The sequence below is a fragment of the Pedobacter jeongneungensis genome, assembly GCF_000633455.1.
In the GTDB taxonomy this organism is placed as follows: Bacteria; Bacteroidota; Bacteroidia; order Sphingobacteriales; family Sphingobacteriaceae; genus Pedobacter; species Pedobacter jeongneungensis_A.
In genome coordinates this window covers 193,313-219,767 of the sequence record NZ_AYMG01000001.1, presented here as the reverse complement: position 1 = coordinate 219,767, position 26,455 = coordinate 193,313, and the positions used below count along the sequence as shown (strand labels likewise).

The following is a 26,455-nucleotide window of genomic DNA, read 5'->3' as shown; positions in this document are numbered from 1 at the left end:
AATCATTAACTTTTAATATTTAATCTTTAAACAGGCAATAAAAACAGGTGCAGTTTTTATTGTTGAATTGTATTGCAGAATACAAACCCATTGCACGATTATTAACTAAACTAAACTAATTTTTTTTATGAAAAAACTTCTACAAAGTTTGTTCATATTGCTATTTATTGCCTCTTCGGCAATAGCGCAAGAAAGAACAATCACTGGTACAGTTACGGGTAAGGAAGACGGAATGCCGCTTCCTGGTGTAAGTGTTAAAATTAAAGGCGCAACAGGCGGAACCACAACTGGCGCAGATGGTAAATACACAGTCCGTGTAACATCAAGATCAACAACATTAGAATTTTCTTACATCGGTTACAGCACTCAATCAAGAACGATTGGTGGTGGATCAGTAATCAATGTGGCTTTAGAAAGCGACTCTAAAACATTAACAGATGTAGTGGTTACGGGTTATGGCGTAACCAAGAAAAAAGATTTTACCGGATCTGCTTCCAGCGTTAAGGGTGATGATTTAAAAGATAAACCAGTACAAAGTTTTGTACAGGGCTTAACAGGTCAGGCTGCCGGAGTGAGTATTATCCAGCCAAATGGTTTGTTAAACAATCCTCCGGTTATCCGTGTAAGGGGGGTAAGTTCAATCTCTTTAAGCTCTTTCCCTTTGGTCATCGTAGATGGTATCCCCTTTCCGACTGGTGACGCTTCAGCCAACTCTGCAGCAAATAACCCTTTGGGTGATATTAACCCAGCGGATATCGAATCAATTGATATCTTAAAAGATGCTGCCTCAACCGCGTTATATGGTTCTAGAGCTGCAGCAGGTGTATTGGTAATTACTACTAAAAAAGGAAAAACCGGCGATGCCAAAGTAACCTACGATGGTTGGGTGGGTGTAAATAATGCTGTTCGTTTACCAGAAGTGTTAAATGCTCAGCAATATATCGATTCAAAAAATGCTGCTGTTAAAAATGCATTGGCAATCAATCCTAATGCGCTTACTGCTGCCCAAAGAGATGCAAACGGATTGAGTTTCTTCCCGAGCTACAACGCAGATGGTTCATTGGTAGATACTAAATGGTATGATGAGGTTTACAGAACGGCTTATTCTCAAAATCATAACGTAACCATAAGCGGAGGAACAGCTAAAACAACTTATTATATTTCAGGCGGTATTACTGATCAGGACGGCTTCTTAAAAGCAAACTCTTTTCAAAGAAACTCGGCCCGTGCTAATTTAACGCATAAGGCAACAGAATGGTTAGAGTTAAACTTAAACCTGAATTACAACAACAGTTTCAATAAATCACCACAAAGTGGATCTGCTCCTGGTTCAGCATTTTCATCTTCTGGTTTGGGCCGTATTGCTGTTGCTGCTGCACCAAACGTTTCGGTATATAAACCAGATGGTAGCTATAACTTAAGCGGCCAGTACATAGGTAACAATGCCAACCTTATTGCAGGAACATGGGCACACCCAACCGTATTAGTAGAAAAAGATTTAAACACATCAGAAAATACCCGTTTTTTAACTAACCTGGGTGCAACTTTCAAAATTGTAGATGGATTAACTTTTAGGTCAAACTACTCATGGGATAGAAGTAATACCGAAAATATTCAATTCTGGAATCCTTTATCTGGTGATGGTTTTACTTATACTGGTTATGCATACAATAATACTGCACGACGCAATAACTGGAACTGGATTAACACCGTACAGTATAACAAAACTTTTGGTGGTGACCATAATTTAAATTTAACCTTAGGTTCGGATGTTCAAAAAACAAGAACAGTAAACTGGGGGGCTATCCGCCAAGGCTTGGGTGATCCTACTTTCTTCAATCAGTTTCAAGGTACTTATGTAACCAATGTTCCCGGAGGAAACAGCATTAACCAAATTTCTTTCGAAGCTTATCTGGCAAGCGTTAGCTATAACTACAAGGGTAAATATTTCTTAAGTGGTAATTTTAGAAGAGACGGTAATTCTGGTTTAGCACAAGAAAACAAATGGGGTAATTTTGGTGGCGGATCAATCGGATGGTCTATCTCTCAGGAAGATTTCTTCAAAAATTCATCTTTAGCAAATACAATCAGCAATTTACGCATCCGTGCAAGTTATGGTAGAGTTGGGAATGCAAACGTAGGTTCGTACAACGAATATACTACCTACAGTCCTGCTTTATATGGTGCTATTCCTTTTGCCTGGTTGTATGGACAGGCTGGAAACAAGGATCTGAAATGGGAAACCAGTAATCAAACCGATATCGGTTTAAATATCGGGTTCCTGAAAGACAGACTTACCTTTGAAGCCGATTACTTCCATAAAGATATCAACAACTTAATTTTGGATGTTCCTCAGGCACCATCTAAAGGTATCCCTGGCGGAAGTATCCTTGCTAACGTAGGTTCGATGTATAACAAAGGATTTGAATTTGCAATCTCAGGTATTCCTGTAAAAACAACAAACTTCACCTGGACTACAAACCTGAACTTTACCACGATTAAAAATGAGGTAACTGCATTAGATCCTAACGTAAAACAGATTATCGGTACTACAAGTACTTTGGAATCGGCAAGTATTACCACTGTTGGACAACCAATCGGAAGTATATATGCTGTTAGAACAAATGGTGTTAATCCGGCTAACGGACGCAGGATTTTCATTAATGGAGCAGGTCGTGAAGTTCAATACTTACACCTTGGAGGTACAAATGCATGGACGTATTTAGATGGCACCCCAGCTTCGTCTCCGGCAGGTGATGCTCAGGTAATTGGAGGAACTTTACCTAAATGGTACGGTGGATTTAACAATACATTTGCTTATAAAAACTTCGACTTAAACATCATGTTTACCTATTCTGGCGGAAATTATATCTATAACGGTTCGCGCGCAGGATTATTAGACCAACGTTTCTGGAACAATTCAACCGAGATCTTAAACGCCTGGACTACACCTGGTCAGGAAACCAATATTCCAAGAGTGGTTTACGGGGATAACGTTTCCAATGGTTCATCATTCCCTATTGATGCCAATGTTGAAAAAGGAGACTTTCTCCGTTTGCAGGCGGCAACCCTGGGATACAAAATTCCAAAATCTGTATTTGGTAAGATCGGTATCAACAGCGCAAGGGTTTATGCTTCTGTAAACAATGCTTTTATTATTACGGGCTATACAGGTGTTGACCCAGAGATATCTACCAACGGTAACTCAAACCTTGCGAGTGGTATCGAACGTAATAGTATTCCTCAGGGAAGATCTTTCACCTTCGGAATTAGTTTAGGATTATAATTTTAACTACAAATCAACATGAAAATTTTTCATATCAATTCATACAAACAGAAGGTTGCTATATTGGCAGTAACAGCATTGCCATTAATAGGTTTTGTATCTTCTTGTAAAAAAGATTTTTTGGTGGCTGCACCAGAATTGACCCTTCCCGATCAAGATGCATTTGCCAATCCAACAAGGATTTTAGGACAGGTAAATGGTTTATATGTATCACTTAAATCTGGCTCATTTCTTGGTGGCAGATACGAAATTTACAACGACATCAGGGCCGAGGAATTTACGAACAGATTAAGTAATAATGTTACCGGTTATGATGTTTATGGGGGTACAAACAACTCCACAAATACCTATATCGCCAGTTTTTGGTCGCAGGGTTATTTAACCATTAACAGGGTAAACCTATTTTTAAAAGGGATAGAAACCAATTCTACTGTTTTAACTCCCGCTTTAAATGCCAACTACATCGGCGAGGCTAAGTTTGTCAGGGCATTGAGCTATTTTTCTTTAATACAGATTTTTGCTAAACCTTATGTTCAGAATAACGGTGCATCGCGTGGTTTACCATTGCGTTTACAGCCTGAAACATCACTGGCCAATAATGCGTTAAAAAGCAGTACGGTTGCAGCAGTGTACGCACAGATTTTAAAAGATCTGGATGATGCAGAAGCTGGCTTGCCTGATACTTATTCTGCGTCAGGTGCCGCAGAAACAGCACTTCTCCGTACAACACGTGCGCATAAAAACACGGCAATTGCATTAAAAACGCGTGTTTATTTAGCTATGGGGAACTATGCAAAAGTAATTGAAGAAGGTAATAAACTGGTTCCGCAAGTTGCTCCTTTTATCAACGCAGCAAGAACACCTCATGCTTTACAGGCAAACGTTGCTAATGTTTTTGCAGCTCCATATACCACTTCCGAATCGATTTTCTCTTTACCAATGGCAGATACCAATGCGCCTGGAACGCAGAATCAGCTTGGGTATTACTATAATAGTAACGTAGAATATTTCCTAAACCAAACCGGTGCGGGTATATATGTAGATGCAGCATGGCCTGCAACTGATGCCAGAAAATCTAGTTTAACAGGGAATGTGGCCTTATCTTCTACCAGTACAGTACGCAGGGTAATTAAATTCTCAGGAACTTCACCATTTATTGATTATGTTCCAATTATTCGCTATGCAGAAGTATTGCTTAATGTTGCTGAGGCTGAAGCTTTGGTTACTGGTGGTAATTTAGTTCGCTCGAGAGCCATATTGCAAGCTGTGCGTACACGTTCTGATGCTGCTTATGTATTTGGTGTGTTTGCTACTTCAACCGATCTGGTAAATGCAATTCTGAAAGAAAGAAGAATTGAGCTACTGGCAGAAGGATTTAGGTATAATGATTTGGCCAGGAAAGCCACACCACTTCCTTCTTTTGGTATCGGTGCAGCTGTTCCTGTTACAGATGATCGTTATACTTTCGCAATACCGCTTGCAGAAATTAATACCAACTCAGAAGTTAATAACTTTTAATTACAAGAATAATGACGGGGCTATCTGAAAAGATAGCCTCTTTTTATCCCTCCTTCTCTGATCTGAAAATAGCTCGTCAAAGCTAGATTTTATAATATTTCGGTCGCCGCCAGTACTTGGCTAGTTTTACTCTCTAGCCCCTGATCCTCAGTTTATTTCATGTTTTAAGTTGTTTTAGAAAATAGTGTAAAATTTTTATTTTGTAAAATTTGTATTACAAAATACTAAACCTTATCTTGTACTATTATTAACTAAACTAAACTATTTTTTTATGAAAAAACTTCTACAAAGTTTGTTCATATTGCTATTTATTGCCACCTCAGCAATAGCGCAAGAAAGAACAATCACTGGGACAGTTACGGGCTCGGAAGACGGAATGCCGCTTCCTGGGGTAAGTGTTAAAATTAAAGGAATATCCAGTTCTGGTGTTTCTACCAATGCCACAGGAAAATTTTCAATCAAAGTAAATGCCGACGCTAAAACTTTAACCTTTTCTTCTGTTGGATATTCGACACAGGAAATCGCTATTCGGGGAAGCGTAATCAATGTTTCTTTGGAAGCTGATTCAAAATCTTTATCAGAAGTTGTGGTAACGGCATTGGGTCAAAAAAGAGAAGCTAAATCTTTAGGTTATGCAGCCACTACTGTTGATGCCTCCAAATTAACGGCAGGCCGCTCTACCAATGTGGTAAATGCATTGGCGGGTAAAGTAGCGGGTGTAAAAATTCTGTCTACCGGTGGCGCAACAGGAGCATCATCAAACATCAATATCAGGCAGGCCACAACCTTTACCGGATCGAACCAACCGTTATGGGTATTAGATGGTATTCCAATTGATAATGGTGGAGGAACCCAATCTGTAAATACAGGCAGTACAAATTCGAACAGGGGGATTGATTTAAACCAGGATGATATTGAGTCGGTAACGATTTTGAAAGGACCAGCTGCCGCCGTACTTTATGGCTCCAGGGCTGTTGCCGGGGCAGTGATTGTAACCACTAAAAAAGGAAGTAAAGGGCAGGCCGGAAAAGTAGAATTAAGCAGTAACTATAATTATATAGAAGTTAACCGTTTACCGGATTATCAAAATCAATATTCTCAGGGTGCCAATGGATTATATGATTCTTTTTCACAAATGTCGTGGGGGGCTAAAATAACAGGGCAAACGGTTACCAATTACCTTGGTAATCCAGAAACCCTAACGGCTTATCCAGATAATGTTAAGGATATATTTAAAGGAGGTTATAACCTGCAGAATAACGTTACTTTTTCTGGTGGTACTGAAAAAACAGCGTATTACTTTAATTATGGAAATTTTAAAGAAAGTGGATATATCGATAATAATACTTTAGCTAAAAATAACTTTACCGTTAATGCCAGTACACAATTGAGTAAAAACCTAACCATTAGTTCTTCCATTCAGTACATCCATAATAATTCTGTGGGTACCCCTACAGGTAATGCAAGGTCTAATCCTTTATTCGATGGTATGACTTTACCACGGACCTATAATCTTGCAAATTATCCATTTGAAACGGCAGCAGGTTTAAATAATATACCAAGCAACCGTGTTAACAATGCAGGTTATACCTATTATAATGTTTTAGGTACAGATAACCCGCTATGGTCAATTAAATATGTTCTATTTAAACAAAAGATAGATCGTGCTATTGGTAATGTTGGTTTAGATTATAAAATAGCTGATTGGTTAAGTGCCAATTATAAAATCGGTATCGATCAATATACCAATGTCTCTAAAACAATTAACGAAAAATCGGCAAACAATAATCAATCTGCCAGTAGATCCGGCTCTATTATCGATAACACCACCAATAGACGTGAGGTAAGTTCTTATTTCAATTTAGTAGCTAACAAAAGGTTTTTAAAAGACTTTGGTGCCAGATTTTTATTGGGTAACGAGATTAACTATAGAAGATTAGATCAGCTGCAGGTTACGGGTAATGGAATACAGGCAGCGCATAATTACAATATCTCTAATACCTTAACTTACGTTCCGGCTCAAGCCATAACAGAACAAAGTTTGGTAGGGGTATATGCTGATATTAGTTTAGATTATAAATCTTTTGCATACCTTTCATTTACAGGTCGTAGAGATGTTTCTTCAACTTTCGCGCCTGATAAAAGAAGTTATTTTTACCCTAAAGTAGATGCCAGTTTTATTGCTACAGAGGCTTTCCCTGAGTTAAAACAAAATGATATTTTAACTTATTTGAAAATCAGGGCCAATTATGCAAAAGTGGGTAGAGAAGCATCAGCTTACAGTACTGGTACCTATTTTGGTACTGTGGGTCCTTCTGATGGTTTCGGACCAAATCTGATCTTTCCATTTAACGGAGTAAATGGTCAAACTTTTTCAAATGCAGCAGGTAACATTAATATCAAGCCCGAATTTACAGCTTCAAGAGAAGTTGGTTTAGAAGCAAAATTTTTAAAAGACAGATTGAGTATTGATGTTGCTTATTATAGCACCAAAAGCACCGACATTATATTTGCTGTTCCCAGTGCGCCGTCTTCGGGCTTTACCAGTACCCTGTTAAATGCCGGAACATTAAAAGCTCACGGTATTGAGTTGTTGATCAGTGGAACACCGGTAAAATCAACAAACTTTAACTGGGATTTATCTGTAAACTTTACCAAAGGAAGAAACGAAGTAGTAGAACTGGCTCCTGGTGTACCATTTATTGGCAACGGTGGTTTTACCAATCCACAGGGACGTATTGTTACCGGATATCAGTATGGAACCTTATTCGGTCAGGTATTTAAAAAAATTAATGGCAAAGATGTGGTTGATGCGAATGGCAGGTTAAGTTCTGGTCAGATCAATACCGCAGAATTGCAGCCGATTGGCGATCCAAACCCAAAATGGACGGGCGGTGTAAATACCACCTTCTCTTATAAAGGTTTATCATTAAGTTTATTTGCCGATATCCGTTATGGTGGCGATATTTATTCGAGAACAATTACCGATTTAAGAAGATATGGTGTTGCTGCAGAAACAGGCAACAGAGATCGTTTATATGTGCATAATGCAGTATATGCCGATGGTACGCCAAACAATACCTTAATTACGGCTGAACAATACTATAGTGATTTGTATTCTTCTGCAGCCCAGGAGTATGCGGTTTTCGACGGTTCCTGGATCAGGTTACGGGAAGCGACATTATCTTATCGCATCCCGGGCAAATTATTAAACAAACTAAGCTTTATAAAAGGAATTAATGTTGGATTAACAGGAAGGAATCTTTTGATGTATGCGCCAAATTTCCCTCACCTGGACCCGGAGAATAACCTTTTAGGTGTTGGTAACGGACAGGGGATTGAGTATAACGGCCAGCCTCAAACAAGAACCTATGGTGGATTTTTAAAATTATCATTTTAGTATTAGGAGAGTTTAAATATGAAAATTAATATAAAGAAAATAGTTTTTGGATTGGCATTGGCCATGACAGGACTGAGCTCGTGCAAGAAATTTGTAGACATTAATGATGATCCTACGCGATTAAAAGATCCTGATGCAAGTTTGGTTTTACCTGCGGCGGAAGGTAATCTTGGCTTTACAATGGGTTCTGATATACACCGTTTTACGGCGTTATGGGTGCAGCAGTTTGCGGCGCAGGGCGGTGGTGCAGCCCAGCCCACGCAATATGATAAATATGCCATAGGCGAAAGTGATATCAATAATACCTGGGCAGCAACTTTTGCAGGTACTTTGGCTGATTTGCAAAAGGTGATCGAAAAAACCAAAGCAACAAGTCCAAAATATGCAGGTGTTGCAGAATTGGTAAAAGCGTATGTTTATCAAACCCATGTTGATGCGTTTGGAGATCTGCCTTATACAGAGGCTATTGGCTATGAAGCGAATTTAAAACCTAAGTTCGATGGATCTTCAGCTATATATGATAATGTATTTGGTTTAATTGATGAGGGCATTGCAGATATCAAAAAAGCATCTTTATTGGCCCCTACAACTGATGACCTTTTTTATGGCGGTGATATGGATAAATGGGAACGTTTTGGAAATGCTTTAAAACTGAGAATGTATATCCACTATTTTTCTACCAATGGAACGGCTGCGGATGCAACAAGAGCTAAAACAGGTATAACCGCTATACTGGCTGCCAATAAACTGTTAAGGGCAAATACCGACAATTTTCAAATGCGGTTTTTAACTTCAGCCAATCAAACTAACCCTATTCACCAATTTGAAGGATCAAGACCAAACCAGTTTTTTCCGAGTAAAACTTTGGTTGATATCATGAATGCAAAGAGCGATAGCAGGAGAAATTCATTTTTTACCTTACTGGGAACTACGTATGTAGGAGCCACTAATGGAAATGGTGATATAGTAGTAAGTACTTCCTTTTCGCGCATGAGCACTTACCTTAGAGGAAAGCTTTCAGCAGGTGCATATTCTGGCGAAGCACCAATAAGAATGTTAACTTTTGCTGAGCAAAATCAGATTTTAGCTGAATATTTTGCCAGAACAAACGGAGGAAATGATTTAACTACGGCAGATACTTATTATAAAGCAGGTATAAACGCTTCATTTGCAAGTGCGATTGAGTTTTCAGATGGAACAGAAGCTGGGGCTGTAACCGCTGGTTTGGCTACTTATCTGGCTTCAACAAATGGAACTTTGCTTACCGGGAATGCCCTGCAAAAAATTATCGAAGAAAAATTTGTCTCTAACTTTGGAGTTGCCATAGAGCCGTGGACGGACTGGAGAAGAACAGGGTTTCCGGCACTATCGCCGGTATCTCCTTCAACTGCAATTCCGCGCATATTGCCATATTCATTCAACGAAAGAAGCTACAATCCTAACACACCAGCCCGACCTTCAGTATTTGTAAAATCTGTATTCTGGGATAAATAATTATAACTATGAAAAGAATTTTAATCATATTATTTGCATCAATTTTAGGCCTGGCCTCATGCAAAAAAGATCCAAAGCAGCCTGAAACACTTGATACGGCCGCTACCATTACTTTTGATGGTAACTTAAACACGGTATCGGGTACATATTCAAGTTATGCCGCAGCTACTCCTACCGTAAAAGGAACAGGAACTGTAAATATTGTAATTACTTACAGTGGAGATGTGAAAACACTTTCATTTACTACGCCAACAGGTACGGTTATTAACAACCTGGGCACCGCGACAGTAAGTGGCGGTTCTTATACCTTTACTAAACTGGTAAAAGATTTACGTGGTGCGGCTGATGCTCCGCTCCCTACCTCTGGTACAAGTGGAGCGGTTGTTTTAACAGTTACGGCCACCCTTGGCAATGGACAGACGGTAAAACGCTTTTTTACCATTAACATTACCGGATAGGTTGATAAAAAAGGGCCTGGAAATTTTTCAGGCCCTTCTTTTTATTGAGAACAATTAAGTTTACTTTTTATCCACACTATACTTTCCGGGGCCGATAAAAATCAAACCGAAAAATACAATGCCTAATTCTATTGCATGACTGGCGCCGCCTAATCCATCTCCTTTGCCAAAATGCACTAAAGCCGCAATAATCATGGTGAAGATCAACAAAATCAGAGCAGGCCGGAAAAACAGACCTACAATTAAAAGAAAACCTCCAAAAGTTTCTGTAGCTGCGGCCATAAATCCCCAAAATATCGGTAGAAAATCAATGCCGATTACTTTCATACTTCCACCTAGGTTTGTCCAGCCGTTTGGTCCACCAGCCAACTTCGGAAAGCCGTGAATAATAAACATTACACCTATGCCTAAACGCAAAAGTAATAGTCCGGTATTGCGGTATTTTCCTAAATTATCTAAAATCGCCATCTTATAAATATTTAAATTGAACGTTATTGGTTTCTACATTTAATGCTACTTCAGCACCTAAAGTCATGCATAGGTTGTTTTCAATATGCCCGGTAGGGAAATTAAAGCAAACCGGATAGTCATATTCCTTAACAATGTCCCAGATTACCTCATCAGCTGTTTGCCCGAATGAAATTTTTTCTTCCGCTATTTCATTAAAAGCACCAACAATTAGGCCTTTTAACTTTGATAGTTTACCAGCCCTTTTCAACATGCGCAACATTCTGTCAATACTGTATTCGTGTTCACCAACATCTTCCAGGAAAAGAATTTTGCCTGTAAAATCCATCTCCGAAACCGAACCTTGCATCATGGCCAGTAAAGTGAGGTTGCCACCGATTAAAATTCCACTGGCTTCTCCCGCCCTATTTCTAAATGTACTTTGATAATTATACTCCTGTTTTTCGCCAAATAAGGCTTTCTGTAAAGATATTAAAGCTTCAGCGGTAGATTCTTCAAAAGTATAAGGCATTTGTGCATGCAGGCATTGTGTGTGGCTTTGCGCAATCAGGTGAGAAAGGAGTACTGTGATATCGCTGAAACCTACAAACCATTTCGGGTTTTTGTCAAATTCAGTAAAATTAAGGTCATCAATGATACGGATGGCTCCATAGCCTCCACGACCAGAAATAATCGCTTTTATAGATGGATCATCTAAAAATCGCTGAATGTCTTTGGTTCTTAAATGGTCGCTTCCGGCAAACTGGTGGTGACTTGCATATACACTATCGCCTAAAATAACCTCTAAACCCCAGCTTTTTAATATTTCAATGGCATGGTCTATAGGTTTAGGTAATTTTTTTGCCGGACAAACGAGGGCAATTTTATCTCCTTTTTTTAAATACGGGGGCTGCTTAATCATCTTCAAAACACTTATCTTTGCCAAATTAATAAAAATTGTTTTGGATAATAGTAAAATAAAAAGATATACCGTAACTGCAGCCCTTCCATATACTAATGGACCGGTTCATATTGGGCACCTTGCCGGTGTTTACATTCCTGCAGATATTTATGCCCGTTACTTAAGATCGAATAAACGTGATGTGAAATTCATCTGCGGATCTGACGAAAACGGCGTTCCAATTACTTTAAAGGCCAAAAGAGAGGGAATTACCCCTCAGGAAGTGGTAGATAAGTACCACAAAATTATTGGCGATTCTTTTAAAGAATTTGGGGTTTCTTTTGATATTTATCACCGCACCTCTTCGCAAACCCATCACCAAACTGCCGCCGATTTCTTCGAAACGCTTTACGAAAAAGGTGTTTTTACAGAAGAAATTACCGAACAATATTACGATGCTACGGCGAAACAGTTTTTGGCCGACCGTTACATCACGGGTACCTGTCCAAAATGTGGCAATGAAAATGCTTATGGCGATCAGTGCGAAAATTGTGGTTCTACACTGAATGCTACTGATTTAATTAATCCAAAATCTACCCTATCTGGCGATAAACCTATTCTGAAAGAAACTAAAAACTGGTTTTTACCGCTTGATAAATATGAGGACCGTTTACGGACTTATATCGAAAGTCACAAAGAATGGCGTCCGAATGTTTACGGACAATGCCAAAGCTGGTTAAATGCAGGTTTACAGCCAAGGGCGATGACGAGGGATTTAGATTGGGGTGTACGCGTTCCGCTTCGCGATGCAGAAGGTAAAGTGCTTTATGTGTGGTTTGATGCACCAATTGGCTATATTTCTGCTACCAAAGAGCTTTGTAACTATGCTAAGCTAGATGTATGGAATCCAAAGGCTGAAGAATATTACATTAGTAGCTACGAAAACGATAAATGTGGCTGGGAAGAATACTGGAAAAGTGACGAAACCAAGTTAGTCCACTTTATTGGTAAAGATAACATCGTTTTCCACTGTATTATTTTTCCTGCAATGTTAATGGCGCATGGCGAATATACTTTAGCCGATAATGTACCTGCAAACGAATTCCTGAATTTAGAAGGTCAAAAAATATCGACTTCTAAAAACTGGGCTGTTTGGCTGAACGAATATTTAAGGGAATTTGAAGGTAAACAGGACGTTTTGCGCTACGTATTAACGGCAACGGCACCTGAAACTAAAGATAACGATTTTACCTGGAAAGATTTTCAGGCCAGAAACAATAACGAACTGGTGGCCATCCTGGGCAATTTTGTAAACCGCGTAATGGTGCTTACACATAAATATTTTGGCGGCTCAGTACCCACCTGCATGGAAATTACCGAGGTAGATCAGGCAGTTATTGATGAATTGGCTGGTTATCCTGCTAAAATCTCTGCTTCTATCGAAAATTATCGTTTTAGAGAGGCCTTATCAGAAGTAATGAATGTTGCGCGTTTAGGTAATAAGTACCTGGCAGAAACAGAACCATGGAAACTGATTAAAACCGACGAAGACCGTGTGAGGACGATTTTGCATATTGCGCTTCAAATTGCAGCCAATATTCAGATCCTGATTGAGCCTTTCTTGCCATTTACTGCAGAAAAACTAATGAAAATGCTTAAAAATGGTGGGCATGACTGGGAAAATGCAGGTACGGTTAGCTTGTTAAAACGTGGTCATGAGATTGGTGAGGCTGTTCTTTTATTCGAAAAAATAGAAGATGCAGAAATTGATTTCCAGATCGAGAAACTAAACCAAAGCAAGGCGAGTAATGCGGCGAGTACAGCAGTTGCTGTTCCGGCAAAAGAGAATATCCAGTTTGACGATTTTTCTGCCATGGACATCCGCGTAGCGACCATTGTTGCTGCCGAAAAGGTGGAAAAAACAAAAAAACTGTTAAAATTAACAGTAAATACGGGTATTGATGAAAGAACAGTGGTTTCTGGCATCGCCGAATATTATAAACCTGAAGATATTGTGGGTAAACAAGTAAGCATGATCGTAAACCTGGCTCCACGCGAAATTAAAGGGATTTTATCGCAGGGAATGATCCTGATGGCTGAAAATGCTGAAGGAAAACTCACTTTTGTGGCTCCTGTAGAGAAGTTTCAAGAAGGTAGCGTAATCCGGTAAGACTATCAATCAAAATAAAAAGCCATTTAATCGTTAGATCAAATGGCTTTTTTTATGGGGATAAGAACCGAATTAAGGATTCATCCTGTTAAAATATTCACTTATCGTGTCATTATTCGCTTTTGCCCTATCTTCACTTGTACCGAAGGTCAGTTCTGTTTTACCTTCCTTCATCTGTTCAAAAACCGATTCAACAAAATCGCTCACTGCAGGATGTGCATCATGGATGCCTTTTCCGCCCAAATCAGTATTCAAAGCTGGGGGGATCATTTCAATTACCTCTATTTTCGAGTCTTTAAGACTATGGCGCAATGAGAGTGTAAAAGAACGCATAAAGGCTTTTGTTCCACAATAAACCGGTATTTGAGAAAAAGGCACAAAAGCCAGACCTGAAGTAACATTAATAATTGTATCTAAAGAATCCAGCTCAGAGAAGAGTTTTGTTAAATGAATTGGCGCCACAACGTTGGTCGTGATTTCATCATTTGCTTTTTCGTAGAAATCATCATCACCAATTTTCATCCAGTTTTGGATACCTGCATTGTTTACCAGTACATTTAAATCGCTATGATTTTCGGCAATCCAATTGTAGAGTTCAATCCGGTCGGTTTCATTGGCCAAATCGCATGCTTTAGTTATTACTGAAGGTAATTTTTCTTTTGCCTCCTGTAGTGCCGATTCGCGTCGGCCACAGATGATTACCGTGTTGTTTTCTTTTATAAATCTTTCGGCCAGCCCGAAGCCTATGCCACTTGCGCCGCCTGTGATCAGGATTTTGTTGTTTGCTAATTTCATATTCTGATAAATTGATGGGTCAAAGATGAAGCTATTAAAAAAATTTATTATGGTGAGTAGTACAGTTTTTTCGTAGGCACTTAAAAGATAGCGTTCACTAAACAAAACAGATTTAATCCTCCAATGGTAACCATTAATGCTTGTTAAAATGAATTCTCTTGAGACGAAACTTTTGTTATATTTGCGCAATCAAAATAAAATGGTCCCGTAGTTCAACGGATAGAATAGAAGTTTCCTAAACTTTAGATATGAGTTCGATTCTCGTCGGGACCACTTCCTTAGATTCAAACCAGAACATTGTCGTGCAAATCGTTGATTTTCAAGACTTTGTTTTGGTTTTTATAACACATTAAGACCCGTTTTTGACCATTCTGAATGGTTAATTTTGGTGAGTCGAAAACTGATGATTTTTTGTAAAATACTGTAAGTCAGTAGATTGATTGAGATATCAAAACCGGAATTATTCCGAAATGTTCGGGTGCTGCATTATTTTGTAAGATATTGATTTACAGCTCGTTCGACTGACGAACATCTTGATGACTCACTGGCTCAAATGTACATTTGTTTAATTTTAAATGTATCATTATGAGTTACAATTTTCATCTTTTATTCTATCTGAAAAGACCAAAAAATTTTATCAAGGGCGAGATGATGCCCATCTATTTACGGATTACCGTGAAAGGAAAACATTCGGAATATTCTGTCGGCAGGGAAATTATTCCCAGCTTCTGGTCTGCGCTTAAAGGAAAAGGCACTGGCCTGCGCGAGGAGATCCGGGAACTTAATGATTATCTGGACACGCTGGCCTCAAAAGTCCGGCGGTTTCATACCACTCTTGTTGAGAAAGAAGATGAGGTGACAGCGGTGATCTTACGGGATCATCTTACCGGTAAGAATACGTCTAACCATAGCCTGCTGAGAGTTTATCAGAAGCACAATGACAATATGGAAAAACTGATTGGTAAAGGATACAGTTATAGCACGTTTCAAACTTATCAAAGTTCCATCAGGCATGTTAAACAATTTCTTCAGCTCAAATATGAGGTTCAGGACATTAACATCAAAAAGGTGGATTTTAAATTTATCACCGATTATGAGTTATTTCTTAGAATAGATCGAGGAAATAATGCAATGTCTGCCCGGAAATATATTGTTCACCTGAAAAAAATCATTCTGTATTGCCTTGGTGCGGGGTGGATCGTTGGTAATCCATTTATAAATTATCGCAATACTGCTAAAGCTAAGGCTAGGACTTTTCTAAATATGGAAGAGTTGGATAGGATCAAAAGCAGGGAATTTCCACTTGAGCGCTTAAACATCGTTCGTGACATTTTTATTTTCAGTTGCTATACAGGCCTTTCTTATATTGATGTGAAGCAGCTTCGGTCGGATCAGATCACAAAAGGTGATGATGGTAATTTATGGATATTCATCAAACGGCAGAAAACGGAAACACCCTGTCACATCCCCTTGTTGGATGAGGCGAAAGTAATTCTTGACAGATATAAAAATCACAGGATATGCAGATGGAGAAAAGTGGCGTTGCCAGTGCTCACTAATCAACGCATGAATGGTTACCTGAAAGAAATCGCCGATCTTTGTAACATCACTAAGGTACTTACTTATCATCTCGCTAGGCACACCTTTGCAACCACTATTACGCTTTCAAATGGTGTGCCGATTGAGACAGTATCCCAAATGCTTGGGCACAATAGCCTGAAAACAACCCAACATTATGCGAAGGTGATCGATACGAAAGTTAGTACTGAGATGTCTGCATTACAGGAGAAACTGTTAGACCGAGATAAGAAGGAAGAAGATGCTGGTGATATGAAAGTTATGAAGCTATTTAGATAGATTGCTGGTAATGTAAACGGAAATCGATTGTAGTTTGTCTTGTCAACCTTAAATCATTTCTGATGTATTTGATTCAAGGAACAATCAGATTAAGAAATTTTAAAATATGGTATCACAACTGACCGACATTGATGTCGGTCAGTTCGATCAAGATTGGGATTTCGCTTGTTGAAAGGCAAATGATTAGATTCTGATCCGATCCTTTTAAAGACGGCATTTGATTACGTGAAAATATACTGCTAATATTGACAAAAGCAGTGTATTTGTACAGATAAATATTTACAGTCATAAAATCGAAAAGTATTGTATCTTTTTTTAAGGATAACAACGTTGAAAGTTCCTCTAGAACTTTATGAATGCGCAATAGTTGGGTGGCCGTTACCCGGTTCGTCCAACATGGGTTTCATTGTTGGTGTTGTGCACCTAATGAGAGCTTAGTTGTTATCATTAAGGGTTACGTAAATGGCCCTTCCATTATAAACCTTACCGTTAAGCAAAATAACATTAAGGTTACTGGTCGAGCAGCACTTACGGAATGAGTTCGTCGACGCTTCAGGTTCAGGAGAAAAATGGTGATATTTGGTTAAACAAACGGATTTTAGAATTAAATATCAGATAAAGCGTTGTCAACCTCATGAGTGAATTTGGTCTGTATATTTTTTTTACTTATAGAAGTCTTAAATATACCTGTTTTACTTGCTTGTAATCAGTTTTACTCAATAGCTAATTGATTTTATTCGTTTTACAAACACTAGATTTGTTTTACTTAATGGAAGCTCTTTCATACTAATTTTATTGATTTTTTAATTGTTTTACTGGTTTATATTGGTATTTTATTAAATTTACTGAAAGAATATACGTTTTACTGAAAAAAATGGCAAAGAACAAAGTAGGTAGTGAATGGTTAAAAGAACATTTGAATCTGGAAGGGTACGGAGTAACAAAACGGTCTTTTATTGGGACTCAAAATAAGATAGAGATGGCAGCTGATGGTACTATAGATCAGCAGTTTGGGCCGAAATACGCTCCTGGGGGCAATACGGTACCGAACCATTTAGAGTTCCTTCTAAAATATGAGGATATTAATCTTGACTTTCTAAATGCGGTATTTGCACGTGCAGACCGAAAAGAACTGGATAAGTTTATTTCCGCTAGCCCCTCAGGTAAATACAGCCGGAAGCTGGGGTTTCTTTATGAATGGTTGACTGGTAAACAACTTGACCTTACTACTGAACCCAGCGGCAACTACGTGAATTTATTGGATGAAGAACAATATGTTACAGGAAAGCAGATCAAGAATAGCAGGTGGAGAATTAATGATAACCTCTTAGGAGGACGAAAATTCTGCCCGATTGTCCGTCGTACAAAGGCCATAGAGGATGTATTAGATATTGATTATAGAGCAGAGATTGAAGAATTAAAAGAAGAGTTTTCCCCTGAAGTCTTTAAAAGGGCAACCCAATATTTATATAGGAAAGAAACCAAGTCCTCATACGAAATAGAGAGTGAAAAGCCGTCGCCTGAAAGAATCGACCGCTTTATAGCCATTTTGTATAAAGCTGGAACTACTCCGAGCGCTGAAGTGCTTGATGTCAAAAGCCTAACTGAATTGCAAAATGCCATTGTCGATCAACGCTATGCTCAAAAAGGTTTCCGAAATTTTCAGAACTTTGTTGGGCAAACCAACTATCGCATGGAGGAAATTTATCATTATATATGTCCTCCGCCTGATATGGTTAAATCTATGATGGAGGGTCTAATTGAGTTGGAAGAAAAAACAACTGGTGGGCCTGCTGTAGTGAGGGCGGCTATCATCGCATTTGGGTTTGTATTTATTCATCCATTTGAGGATGGTAACGGAAGAATCCATAGGTTTTTAATTCATGACATGCTGACTCGTGATGGACTGTCGGAGCATGGGTTAATCATACCTGTATCTGCGCATATGGTCAACAATATGAGAGATTATGATGCAGCGTTAGAGAATTATTCCAAACCTTTAATGCAGAGAATAAAGTTCAAACGGGACGAACGAGGAGAAATAATAATCACTAATCCCAAGGAAGTCAATGCGTATTTTCGATACCCTGATCTAACTCAACAATGTGCTTATCTCGCTACTACTATACAAGCGACAATTAAGCAGGACCTATCTGAAGAACTTCATTTTTTAGAACGGTATGATGAGTTAAAGCGGGAACTACAAAACCTAATAGACATGCCTGATAGAAGATTAAACGAAGTTATCATCTTCTTACATCAAAATAAGGGTGTTTTCCCAAAACGCAGGAAGAAAAATTTTGAGGAAATAACTGAGGAAGAGTTTGCGGAAATGGAAAAAATCTATAACGACATCTTTGATAACAACTAAACCAGAAATGCTTGAATTAGGCAGTATATATTGGGTATTTCACAATCCTATTTCCAGCGTTCAATTTAAAAGATTTTCAATTCGCGAATCGCGAATTGAGCCAAAAAAGGTAGTAGAAACTGTCACAAATATTTCATGAATTTGTGACAAAATAATTTATTTTAACAAGAGATATTCAGCACACAATCAGGCAGTTAATGTGATGTTTAAGAATAAATGCGGAAAGATATTTTTTCCATCCGAATTTTCAGATATTGGTAGTGCTGATGCGACCAGCAGCATCCTGTACAGACTTGAAAGGGATTAGTATTGGAACTTGCGCAGAGCATCAGCCCTTGTGTTGGATTGATAGCCATATCCACACGCCTACCAGATATACTATTGGTAACACTGAAATTATCTGTAATCCACATGGCTATTTGAATGAGAAGTATAATGGCTATGAGAAAGATTTGATCATTGAGATTTAGTTTAAAATGCGACTATCGTATTACTATTCTGGAATATTAGAGGCTTAATAATAATTAGTGTTTATCTATTGGACAAACCGCAACCTCTTGACCCCATACAACCAGAAATTACATTTGAATTAAATCATTAATTATCCTGCGATTATAGATTTGGCGAAATGGGGTCAACTAGATTGGTTTTTCCACCGATTGCTTTTGTGCTTTCGATAAATTAAGTTTAATAAATCCTACACCGATATCCAAGCCGCTTCAAATCTATTCCTTAAGCGATTCAATATAAGCAACAATATCTCTTGTGAGCTTCGCCAGTGGTCTTTTTTCAAGCTCTTCAGATAAGAGGTAATTTGAATAGAGCATTCTCTTTGCCTCATGAAAATCATTGAATAGGGTACCTTTATACTGATTATAGATCAATTTGATATTGGCGTCATTATAAATCCTTGATTTTTTGATGACCTCATCAACATAATCCTTATGTTTTTGATAAATTTCAATTACCTTAAACATCTTGTAGGTTTCAAAAGTTTTGTCAACCTGTTCATCACTTGCTGTGGAAATAATTGACTTCCCGACCGTGATCGAATAAGATGATGCTTTTCCATTTAGAAAACCGATATCTTTTGTATCCAGAGAAAAAAGTACGTCATCTGCCGTATCATCTACATAGGGATGGATGTATTTGGTTAGACTGAGAAATGTATCCCCTTTCAAACCGGAATTGCAGGTACTGCATGAAGGAATAAGATTATAAAAGGAAAGGGAAAAGTAAGGTGCTTTTGCTTTGTTGATAAAATGATCATATTGAGGCCTAGTGATCTTGTTTAAATCTGTTCCAACGGTAAAAGTAAACTGCCGGTTGCAATAAGGACAGACATTAACCTGTAGCTGATCTGCGAGCTGATATGCATTCCATCTGTCATACTTATCATAAAAAAAGGATTTGCCCAGCTTTTTCAGGAAGTCTTCATCGCCTTTTAGATGAGAAAATTTTTGGTTGTATTCGAGATATTTGGTCTCTAATGTTTTTGGACTGCATGTAATGATACTGGACTCATGATCGTCTTTTTCCATCTCGATATCCTCAAGAAGGACATCGATAAATTCTACCTCGTAATCGCCGTCGTGATATGAGCCCCTTAAATTTTCCAGATGCTTTGACAACTTCCACTGATTCTTACCCGGGTTTCCATTCATCACCGTTTCATAGTGAGTCTGGGCTATTGAATGGGTATTCTTTCTTTTAATCGTGATCATCTCCAAAAAGTTTATTTTCAATTCTTTTCAGTCGCTGATCAAATGAATTGTCGATCTGTTCCTTGATATGATACATTTCTACTAACCTGTTTTTCAGGATGGGCTCTCCGATCATTTGTATGATTTTTTTGATTTCGGTTTTCCTTTCCTCTGATAAAACTTCAGTTCCACGTAGCTCGTCAAATATTTCATTGATTATGCGGACCGCGAAATCACCGGTAAAGCCATCCTGGAGAAAAAATGAATCCGCATAAAGATCAAAAATATTCGCTGCAAAAGTCCGTTTTCCTTGCTCGAGGCTATCCTGAACAACCGATTTATCGCCGTCTTTCCTCAAAAAAACGATATTGGTGTGAGGTAAATCCGATATAGTCAAAGGATTATTAGAGGTCATTACCAACTGCACTGTCCTAGGCGCTTGTTTATCACTACTATAAATTACCGGTATAAATTTGCGTAAATTTTCCATCAGTTGCTTTTGCCAGGCCGGGTGCAGATACAGGTCAGGCTCATCCATTAGTATCAGCACATGTTCTTTTAAAGGATTACCGCTTTTCAACATTTGGTCTGAAAGCGAATAGAACCTGGCATAGATCGAAAATAGCGCGCGCTCACCGCTACTCAGGTTCCTCCAAGTGAAATTCAAATAGGGTCTATCCAGGTAGCTTTCTCTATAAAGCTGATAGAAAGAATAGAAAGACTCTACCTCTTTAAGCATATTAAATACGATAACTTTCCCATCACCATCCCCGACGTGATTATTGGTAAATTCCATTTTTTTGACAAAGGTCATATAGGCAAGCATTTTTCCAGCTTTGGTATTCAAAAAGTGCTGTTCGAATCCCTCGTTAGCTACGTCTTTCATCAGGTTCATATCTTCCAGTGCAAAATTTGTCGTGAGATGCTCAATAAGCTCAGTAAAACTCCATTCATTCTCGTTCATTCTTTCAATAGCACTGTTAACAAAAGGTCCGTAACCATCATATTGATGAATGAATTCTGAGAGAAAATTAAACATGGCCGCTCCGAGGAACTGAAGTTTTATTTTCTTTTTAATGTCTTTCAAAGTGGAAAGTTCCTCGGAAAACACTTTGTAAATACTGTAATAAAAATCATAAGAATTAGGATCCGTTAGCAGGTTGCCATCCTTATCAAACACATAACGCTCGACGTAATCATAGCGTATTTCCACAATGAGCTGTTCAGGGGTGGTAAAAGGTAATATATCGGCTTTGAGTGAAGATAGCAGATCAATTTGTCCTCTGATCTCCCGAAACCTAAATTCTTCCTTATCACTAGCCTCGCTATTCAGTAATTTATTCAGATCCGGCACTTCCTTTCTTCTTTCTGAAAGAAAATTCGTACTGATATTCCGCAGATGTGTCCCACTGCTTTCCACTGCCAGATCAAAAATATTCGAGAAGAATACGATGTCAAGTTTATCCAGACCGGGAATAACAGGAAATTCTTGAATAATTAATCCGCCAAGAGGCAGATGAGGTTGGCTTTCTTTGATGTTAAGTTGCTCGAATCTACAGCCAAATGCAGCTTGTTCAGCCGGAACTTTAGAAAGTAGTCCTTTGGTATGATAAACGATGACCTCTTCATTTTTTTTAATGGCAACGATTATCTTGGATTTCAGTCCGACTCCCGTATTTTCCAAAACCTGAATAATATTATTTAGCGTACTGCTTTTTCCAGCCCCATTTTCCCCCACTATGGCGCTAATGTTTAAAAGCTGAGCTATTGACTCTTCCGAATTTCCTTTGGTTTGAAAGAAATCTTTTACGTAATAAGGATTCAGTGTAATAGAGATCTGTTTTGCTTGCGTTGAGTATTGAAAAAGATGACTGCCACCAAAATTGAGGTTTGCGGGCATCATATTTCCCGTTTCTGAAAAGTAAATGTATAGTAGTTCCATGCTTTAGAGTCTATGCTTAAATTTGTATTCCAAAACCATTTTTGAATAAACCAGTAATGGCCGAATAAATTTTATTTATGTTATTAGCCCAGTTGTCCTTTAGCAATAAGAGTTCTGATTTCCCCATTCGATAGATCAAGGTATCATCCCCCCGTAACCACTTGTTCTCCCATAAAGATTTAACTGCTCTGGAATGACCGTTCACATTTGTTTTTAAAAAGTGGTTAACCGAGTAGCTTCCATTGATCCAGATAAACAGCTCCAGTGCGAAGGGAACATTTCGCTCAACAGCATAATATTTTCCCTCGCTGTAATCAAGTCTGACATAAAGGTATGCCTTATCTCCATGTAGTCCTACTTTAAGCCGCTCTGTTAAAAAATTCTCTATCAATATAGAGTAGGTGTTTTTGGCCTGATGCGTAGTTCTTTTTTCTGAGCGGAGCATGATAACTTCTCTCCCTTTATCTCTCCAAAGAAAGTTCCCGTTACTGGCGTAATTTAATACCTCGGGGTATTTGATCATTGGGTAACGGAAATCAGCCATGATCTCTGGATCATTCATTCGCTCATCTATGATTTCCTGAAATCCCATATGAGGATTATCGTCCAAAAACTTTTCCATTTGAATAAATGCCTCACTTTCACGCATGAGGTTAAAATTCGAGAAGCTATATTTCTCTCCCCTGATCTGATGAGTGCAGTCGCCAAAACAGAGCAGTGCCCTGGAAAGTAAATTTGCATTTTTCACCCGATATTCGGCGAATAACCGTTGTGCATGTGTAATGGCAGTACTGGGCCGATAAAGCGAATTAAGGTGTCTGGCAAATACGATCATCATCTCTTCGCTATGCTGCAGGATATGCTTTTTCCCCCAGTTCCGGTGCTTCATCATTAGGTACTGTTTAATACTATCTATTGGTGTAGTAGAGGTGTATTGTTTTGCCTTGGTATCGGGAGGATAGTTACTGAACCTGGAATTCTTTTCATGACTGATCAGGCACAGATTTCCAAAATCATGCAGGAGACTCGGATCCAACTTTTCGATCTCATCATTAATAGGAGTCTGTGGATAATAGTGTTCGACGGAGCTACGGAAGGTAAATTCAAAATTTTTCACCCGTGGATCTGTTTCCACATCTTTAAGTTCTATCCATAATAGGTAGTCCAGAAAATTGAAAACCAGGTTATTTTCGATCTGGTGATATCTCATTTTCTCGTTGTTTATACCTGCCATATTTCTAAGCATCCTGGCCCCACTTTCAAAAATCAGCTGTTGGTATTCCCCTTTTTGTATCCCAGCGTTTGGGGATGCAAGATAACGGTCGAAGACAAAGCCCTTGGCAATATGTTCAAGATAGCTGATGTAATGCTGGCTGCTTACTTCAAACTCGTGGTATAGGTAAGATAGTGCCGCGCTGAGCCAGTATTTATATGACATTGCAGGCATCGATACATGAAACATCGATAGCAACATCAGTATACGCCTATTGTCTGAGGCCAGGGGATCCGCATTTCCATCATAAAAAGTATTGCTGTAGCTGGTCTGATGGGCTGAGCTGGTACGATGGAGGCTTTTTAGGCTCCATCGATCTATATTGGCGGTAAATTCTCTTTTGATGATATAGCGGTCAAATAGCAACTTACTTCTCAGAAGATCAAAAATGAATTTCTTTACAAAAACTATCCTGGCATTCGCTTCCTTTGGAATGAACTTGTCAAATATAACGATGAGTCGTTTATCATCGAGCGCAGCTTCAACATTTCCTGTTTGAACCCTGAGCACATGGAGTAGAAAATTCTGAAAATTAACTACCGTACTAAAGCGGTCAGGGATATCGTGGTCCTGATCTGGCTTTGTTCTGGAAAGCGTTGCATTTAAAATCTCATCGATAGATTGCTCCTGGTCAGTATCTGTGGTTTTCAATGTGGGAGAGATTTGCCGTACAAATTCATCAAAATCCGAAACAGACAGCCGGTCCCAACCCGCACCAAAAATTATGTTCCGCTGTTGTACCGAAAAACCGTACTGGATATAAGTTTCCATATTGGCGCATCCCTCCCATATGAGATCAAAACTAGCCTCCAAGGTGTCCCGATTGTCCTGTTCCTTAAAACATCCCATTAGCGTTGCCTTAAGGATCTCGTGTTTTTCTAACTGCTCGCCCCGACTGTTCATGATCTCGAAATAATGGTTGAGGTCAATCCCTTTGGATAATGGAACCCTTAGAATTTTGACATACTCGTATAGGTAATCGGCAAAGGCCCTGACCGTTATGTTCCTTTCCTCAGTCTTTTTATCAAGTTGCTCTAAGCACACTTGATAAGCATTTAGCATAAAACTATCTTTAGCATCCTTTGGGTCTTCGGACTGGCTTATATTACCCTCAAAAAGCGAATTGAGCGATCTGGTTGACTTGGTTCTGCTTAAGTATTTTAGTCTGGTATCTTTAAACCATTCCATATCCACTTCAGCATATTCATTTCGGATAACAGCGCTAAGGATATATAAAGTTGTTAGCCTTTGTTGTCCATCAATTGTATTGAGGAATTCCTGTCCATTTTTCTCCTCATGGGAAACCACCAAGATGCCAATATAATATTCGTTTGGTGAATCCTGCTCTGCATAATCAAGAATATCCTGAATGAGCTGTTCTATCTCTTTCGCGCCCCAGGCATAGTTTCGCTGGTAAATTGGAATTGCATAGTCCGTGCCACCATCCAAAAGCGTTTTTATTTTAAATGGCTCAATCTTCATAATATTGCATTTTAATAAACAGGTCTTTTATTGCTTCTGTCTTTTCGGTGATATGTCCGCCCTTTACCCCGGGAAACTCCAGTCTAATAACATCTTCACTATTGATAGTATCTCTGATGATGCTAAAGATATTCTGATCCCTCACGACATAATTGTCTACAGAGGCAAACTGAAGACTTTGCAATCTTAAACGGGGAGTGTATGCCCAGATGAAAAGTTTCTCTATTGCAATAGAGATATCATGGAAGCCAAATTTATCAGTGTAATAAAGAGTAGCGCAATTAAAAGCCATACGAACATAACGATCACCCGTTCGGTTTCGACCCGGATAACTGTTCAGCACTTTTATGATTTCGTTGGCCTGAACATCCAGTTTAGCGAACTGATTTTCGATACTGTCAAAAACCTTCTTATAATGCTCAACCATTTCAAAAAAGTGTCTTCCATTGATAATCATCTGGTCCAATTGGAAGGGGAAAAATTGTCTGTCCGTTTTATTCTGGCTGATCAAATGCTGCTCAGCGAATTCATAGATTCTAACATAAGGATAACAATCGGTCTTTTCCAGGTTGATCCCCTTGAAAAGGGCAACATCGTTCTTTGAAAAATATCTTGATGATTTACCCTTTGACCATCCTCTTATCCGGTAAAGGAAATCAGCAAATAGCGCGGATAACTCTCCCTGATTCATATTCTCCCAGCTATTTACCAATAAACCGGTTTCTTCCTCAGACAAGGGCTGTCGAAGCGATTGAAGCTCTCTAAGGTGGAAAGCTTTCAAAAGGTCATGTGGCTCAAGCTCTTTTCCCCTAGCATTTTGAGAATCAAAAAACTGAAATGCTTCCGAAACCTGGTCAAGTACGATATAATTAACCGTACATTGATCAAGGAAAAAAGTAACGAAGTCTTCATCGAGCTGAGATATTCTCCGGTTAATTTCCCGGAAGTTATCCTGAATATTGGATTTGGAAACCATACTTTTAAAAGCTGGCTTAAATACATTTCTCTCGATTTCCTTTACCCGTTTTATAATTTTATCTGACATTCCCGTTTCTGGTTGCAGTCGGCTCAATGCCTTGATGATCAGCAGAAAGGTTATCGTGCGCTGCTGACCGTCGACTAGAAAATCGCCTTCCCCATTTCGAAAGATAACTATCGTACCAATGCGATAAGACGGCTGATTTTTAAAACGGTCGATATCCTTCAATAACTGGATTACATTTTTAACTGCCCATTTGTACGGGCGCTGAAAATGTGGGATCAATAACTTTTTATTTTGTATAAACTCCGCTATTGGGACAATATGTGCAATTTGGATTCCCATAAAATTTTAAGTGTTTGCTTATATCAGTTGAGTG

At 38.7% G+C, this 26,455-nt stretch carries 15 protein-coding genes and 1 tRNA gene; 9 read left to right on the top strand and 7 right to left on the bottom strand.

Features of this window, described 5'->3' with window-relative positions; all coding sequences use genetic code 11:
- Positions 1-127 precede the first annotated feature (127 nt).
- From U859_RS0100975 to U859_RS0100955, 5 genes are all read left to right on the top strand, one after another.
- Entirely contained in the window at positions 128-3,286 is a 3,159-nt protein-coding gene (locus tag U859_RS0100975; protein ID WP_025141579.1) for a SusC/RagA family TonB-linked outer membrane protein, read from the top strand.
- 18 nt (positions 3,287-3,304) lie between these two features.
- Positions 3,305-4,804, top strand: a complete 1,500-nt coding sequence (locus U859_RS0100970) for a RagB/SusD family nutrient uptake outer membrane protein (protein WP_025141578.1) — start codon at positions 3,305-3,307, stop codon at positions 4,802-4,804.
- A gap of 271 nt (positions 4,805-5,075) precedes the next feature.
- Positions 5,076-8,204, top strand: a complete 3,129-nt coding sequence (locus U859_RS0100965) for a SusC/RagA family TonB-linked outer membrane protein (RefSeq protein ID WP_025141577.1) — start codon at positions 5,076-5,078, stop codon at positions 8,202-8,204.
- A gap of 18 nt (positions 8,205-8,222) precedes the next feature.
- Positions 8,223-9,698 (top strand): SusD/RagB family nutrient-binding outer membrane lipoprotein, encoded by a 1,476-nt coding sequence (locus tag U859_RS0100960; RefSeq protein ID WP_025141576.1) that lies wholly within the window; start codon positions 8,223-8,225, stop codon positions 9,696-9,698.
- Positions 9,699-9,706: 8 nt separating this feature from the next.
- Entirely contained in the window at positions 9,707-10,156 is a 450-nt protein-coding gene (locus U859_RS0100955; protein ID WP_025141575.1) for a hypothetical protein, read from the top strand.
- Between the two features lie 60 nt (positions 10,157-10,216).
- On the opposite strand, the gene U859_RS0100950 is transcribed toward U859_RS0100955, so the two are convergent.
- Together U859_RS0100950 and U859_RS0100945 are read right to left on the bottom strand one after the other, a co-directional pair.
- On the bottom strand, positions 10,217-10,624 hold the full coding sequence (locus U859_RS0100950) for a DoxX family protein (RefSeq protein ID WP_025141574.1): 408 nt from the start codon (positions 10,622-10,624) through the stop codon (positions 10,217-10,219).
- Between the two features lies 1 nt (position 10,625).
- A complete protein-coding gene (locus U859_RS0100945; protein ID WP_025141573.1) occupies positions 10,626-11,525 on the bottom strand; it encodes an LD-carboxypeptidase in 900 nt (299 codons plus the stop codon).
- Positions 11,526-11,565: 40 nt separating this feature from the next.
- On the opposite strand from U859_RS0100945, the gene metG reads away from it, so the two are divergent.
- A complete protein-coding gene (gene metG / locus U859_RS0100940; protein WP_025141572.1) occupies positions 11,566-13,674 on the top strand; it encodes a methionine--tRNA ligase in 2,109 nt (702 codons plus the stop codon).
- A gap of 72 nt (positions 13,675-13,746) precedes the next feature.
- Here the strand turns inward: metG and U859_RS0100935 are convergent, their stop codons facing one another.
- A complete protein-coding gene (locus U859_RS0100935) occupies positions 13,747-14,469 on the bottom strand; it encodes an SDR family oxidoreductase (RefSeq protein ID WP_025141571.1) in 723 nt (240 codons plus the stop codon).
- 201 nt (positions 14,470-14,670) lie between these two features.
- On the opposite strand from U859_RS0100935, the gene U859_RS0100930 reads away from it, so the two are divergent.
- From U859_RS0100930 to U859_RS0100920, 3 genes are all read left to right on the top strand, one after another.
- Positions 14,671-14,742: transfer RNA gene (locus tag U859_RS0100930), tRNA-Arg, on the top strand.
- A gap of 312 nt (positions 14,743-15,054) precedes the next feature.
- Positions 15,055-16,326 carry a site-specific integrase gene (locus U859_RS0100925; RefSeq protein ID WP_025141570.1) on the top strand — a complete coding sequence of 424 codons (1,272 nt, stop codon included), beginning with the start codon at positions 15,055-15,057 and terminating at the stop codon, positions 16,324-16,326.
- A gap of 874 nt (positions 16,327-17,200) precedes the next feature.
- Entirely contained in the window at positions 17,201-18,697 is a 1,497-nt protein-coding gene (locus U859_RS0100920) for a Fic family protein (protein WP_025141569.1), read from the top strand.
- Positions 18,698-19,422: 725 nt separating this feature from the next.
- On the opposite strand, the gene U859_RS30825 is transcribed toward U859_RS0100920, so the two are convergent.
- From U859_RS30825 to U859_RS0100900, 4 genes are read right to left on the bottom strand one after another with little or no spacing between them, the layout of a single operon-like run.
- Positions 19,423-20,421: a hypothetical protein gene (locus U859_RS30825; RefSeq protein ID WP_025141568.1), complete on the bottom strand. Its 999-nt coding sequence runs from the start codon at positions 20,419-20,421 to the stop codon at positions 19,423-19,425.
- Positions 20,408-22,342, bottom strand: a complete 1,935-nt coding sequence (locus U859_RS0100910; RefSeq protein ID WP_029985329.1) for an AAA family ATPase — start codon at positions 22,340-22,342, stop codon at positions 20,408-20,410. The genes U859_RS30825 and U859_RS0100910 overlap by 14 nt, the downstream gene beginning before the upstream one ends.
- A gap of 16 nt (positions 22,343-22,358) precedes the next feature.
- Positions 22,359-25,097, bottom strand: coding sequence for a DUF262 domain-containing protein (locus U859_RS0100905; RefSeq protein ID WP_025141566.1), 2,739 nt, complete (start codon positions 25,095-25,097; stop codon positions 22,359-22,361).
- On the bottom strand, positions 25,087-26,421 hold the full coding sequence (locus tag U859_RS0100900; RefSeq protein ID WP_025141565.1) for a DUF262 domain-containing protein: 1,335 nt from the start codon (positions 26,419-26,421) through the stop codon (positions 25,087-25,089). The genes U859_RS0100905 and U859_RS0100900 overlap by 11 nt, the downstream gene beginning before the upstream one ends.
- Positions 26,422-26,455 lie beyond the last annotated feature (34 nt).

Coding starts and splice junctions, on each gene's coding strand:
- U859_RS0100965 (WP_025141577.1), top strand. CDS start 5,076: ATGAAAAAACTTCTACAAAGTTTGTTCATATTGCTATTTATTGCCACC.
- U859_RS0100970 (WP_025141578.1), top strand. CDS start 3,305: ATGAAAATTTTTCATATCAATTCATACAAACAGAAGGTTGCTATATTG.
- U859_RS0100920 (WP_025141569.1), top strand. CDS start 17,201: ATGGCAAAGAACAAAGTAGGTAGTGAATGGTTAAAAGAACATTTGAAT.
- U859_RS0100935 (WP_025141571.1), bottom strand. CDS start 14,469: ATGAAATTAGCAAACAACAAAATCCTGATCACAGGCGGCGCAAGTGGC.
- U859_RS0100905 (WP_025141566.1), bottom strand. CDS start 25,097: ATGAAGATTGAGCCATTTAAAATAAAAACGCTTTTGGATGGTGGCACG.
- U859_RS0100910 (WP_029985329.1), bottom strand. CDS start 22,342: ATGGAACTACTATACATTTACTTTTCAGAAACGGGAAATATGATGCCC.
- U859_RS0100950 (WP_025141574.1), bottom strand. CDS start 10,624: ATGGCGATTTTAGATAATTTAGGAAAATACCGCAATACCGGACTATTA.
- U859_RS0100975 (WP_025141579.1), top strand. CDS start 128: ATGAAAAAACTTCTACAAAGTTTGTTCATATTGCTATTTATTGCCTCT.
- U859_RS0100925 (WP_025141570.1), top strand. CDS start 15,055: ATGAGTTACAATTTTCATCTTTTATTCTATCTGAAAAGACCAAAAAAT.
- U859_RS0100900 (WP_025141565.1), bottom strand. CDS start 26,421: ATGGGAATCCAAATTGCACATATTGTCCCAATAGCGGAGTTTATACAA.
- U859_RS30825 (WP_025141568.1), bottom strand. CDS start 20,421: ATGATCACGATTAAAAGAAAGAATACCCATTCAATAGCCCAGACTCAC.
- U859_RS0100960 (WP_025141576.1), top strand. CDS start 8,223: ATGAAAATTAATATAAAGAAAATAGTTTTTGGATTGGCATTGGCCATG.
- U859_RS0100945 (WP_025141573.1), bottom strand. CDS start 11,525: ATGATTAAGCAGCCCCCGTATTTAAAAAAAGGAGATAAAATTGCCCTC.
- U859_RS0100955 (WP_025141575.1), top strand. CDS start 9,707: ATGAAAAGAATTTTAATCATATTATTTGCATCAATTTTAGGCCTGGCC.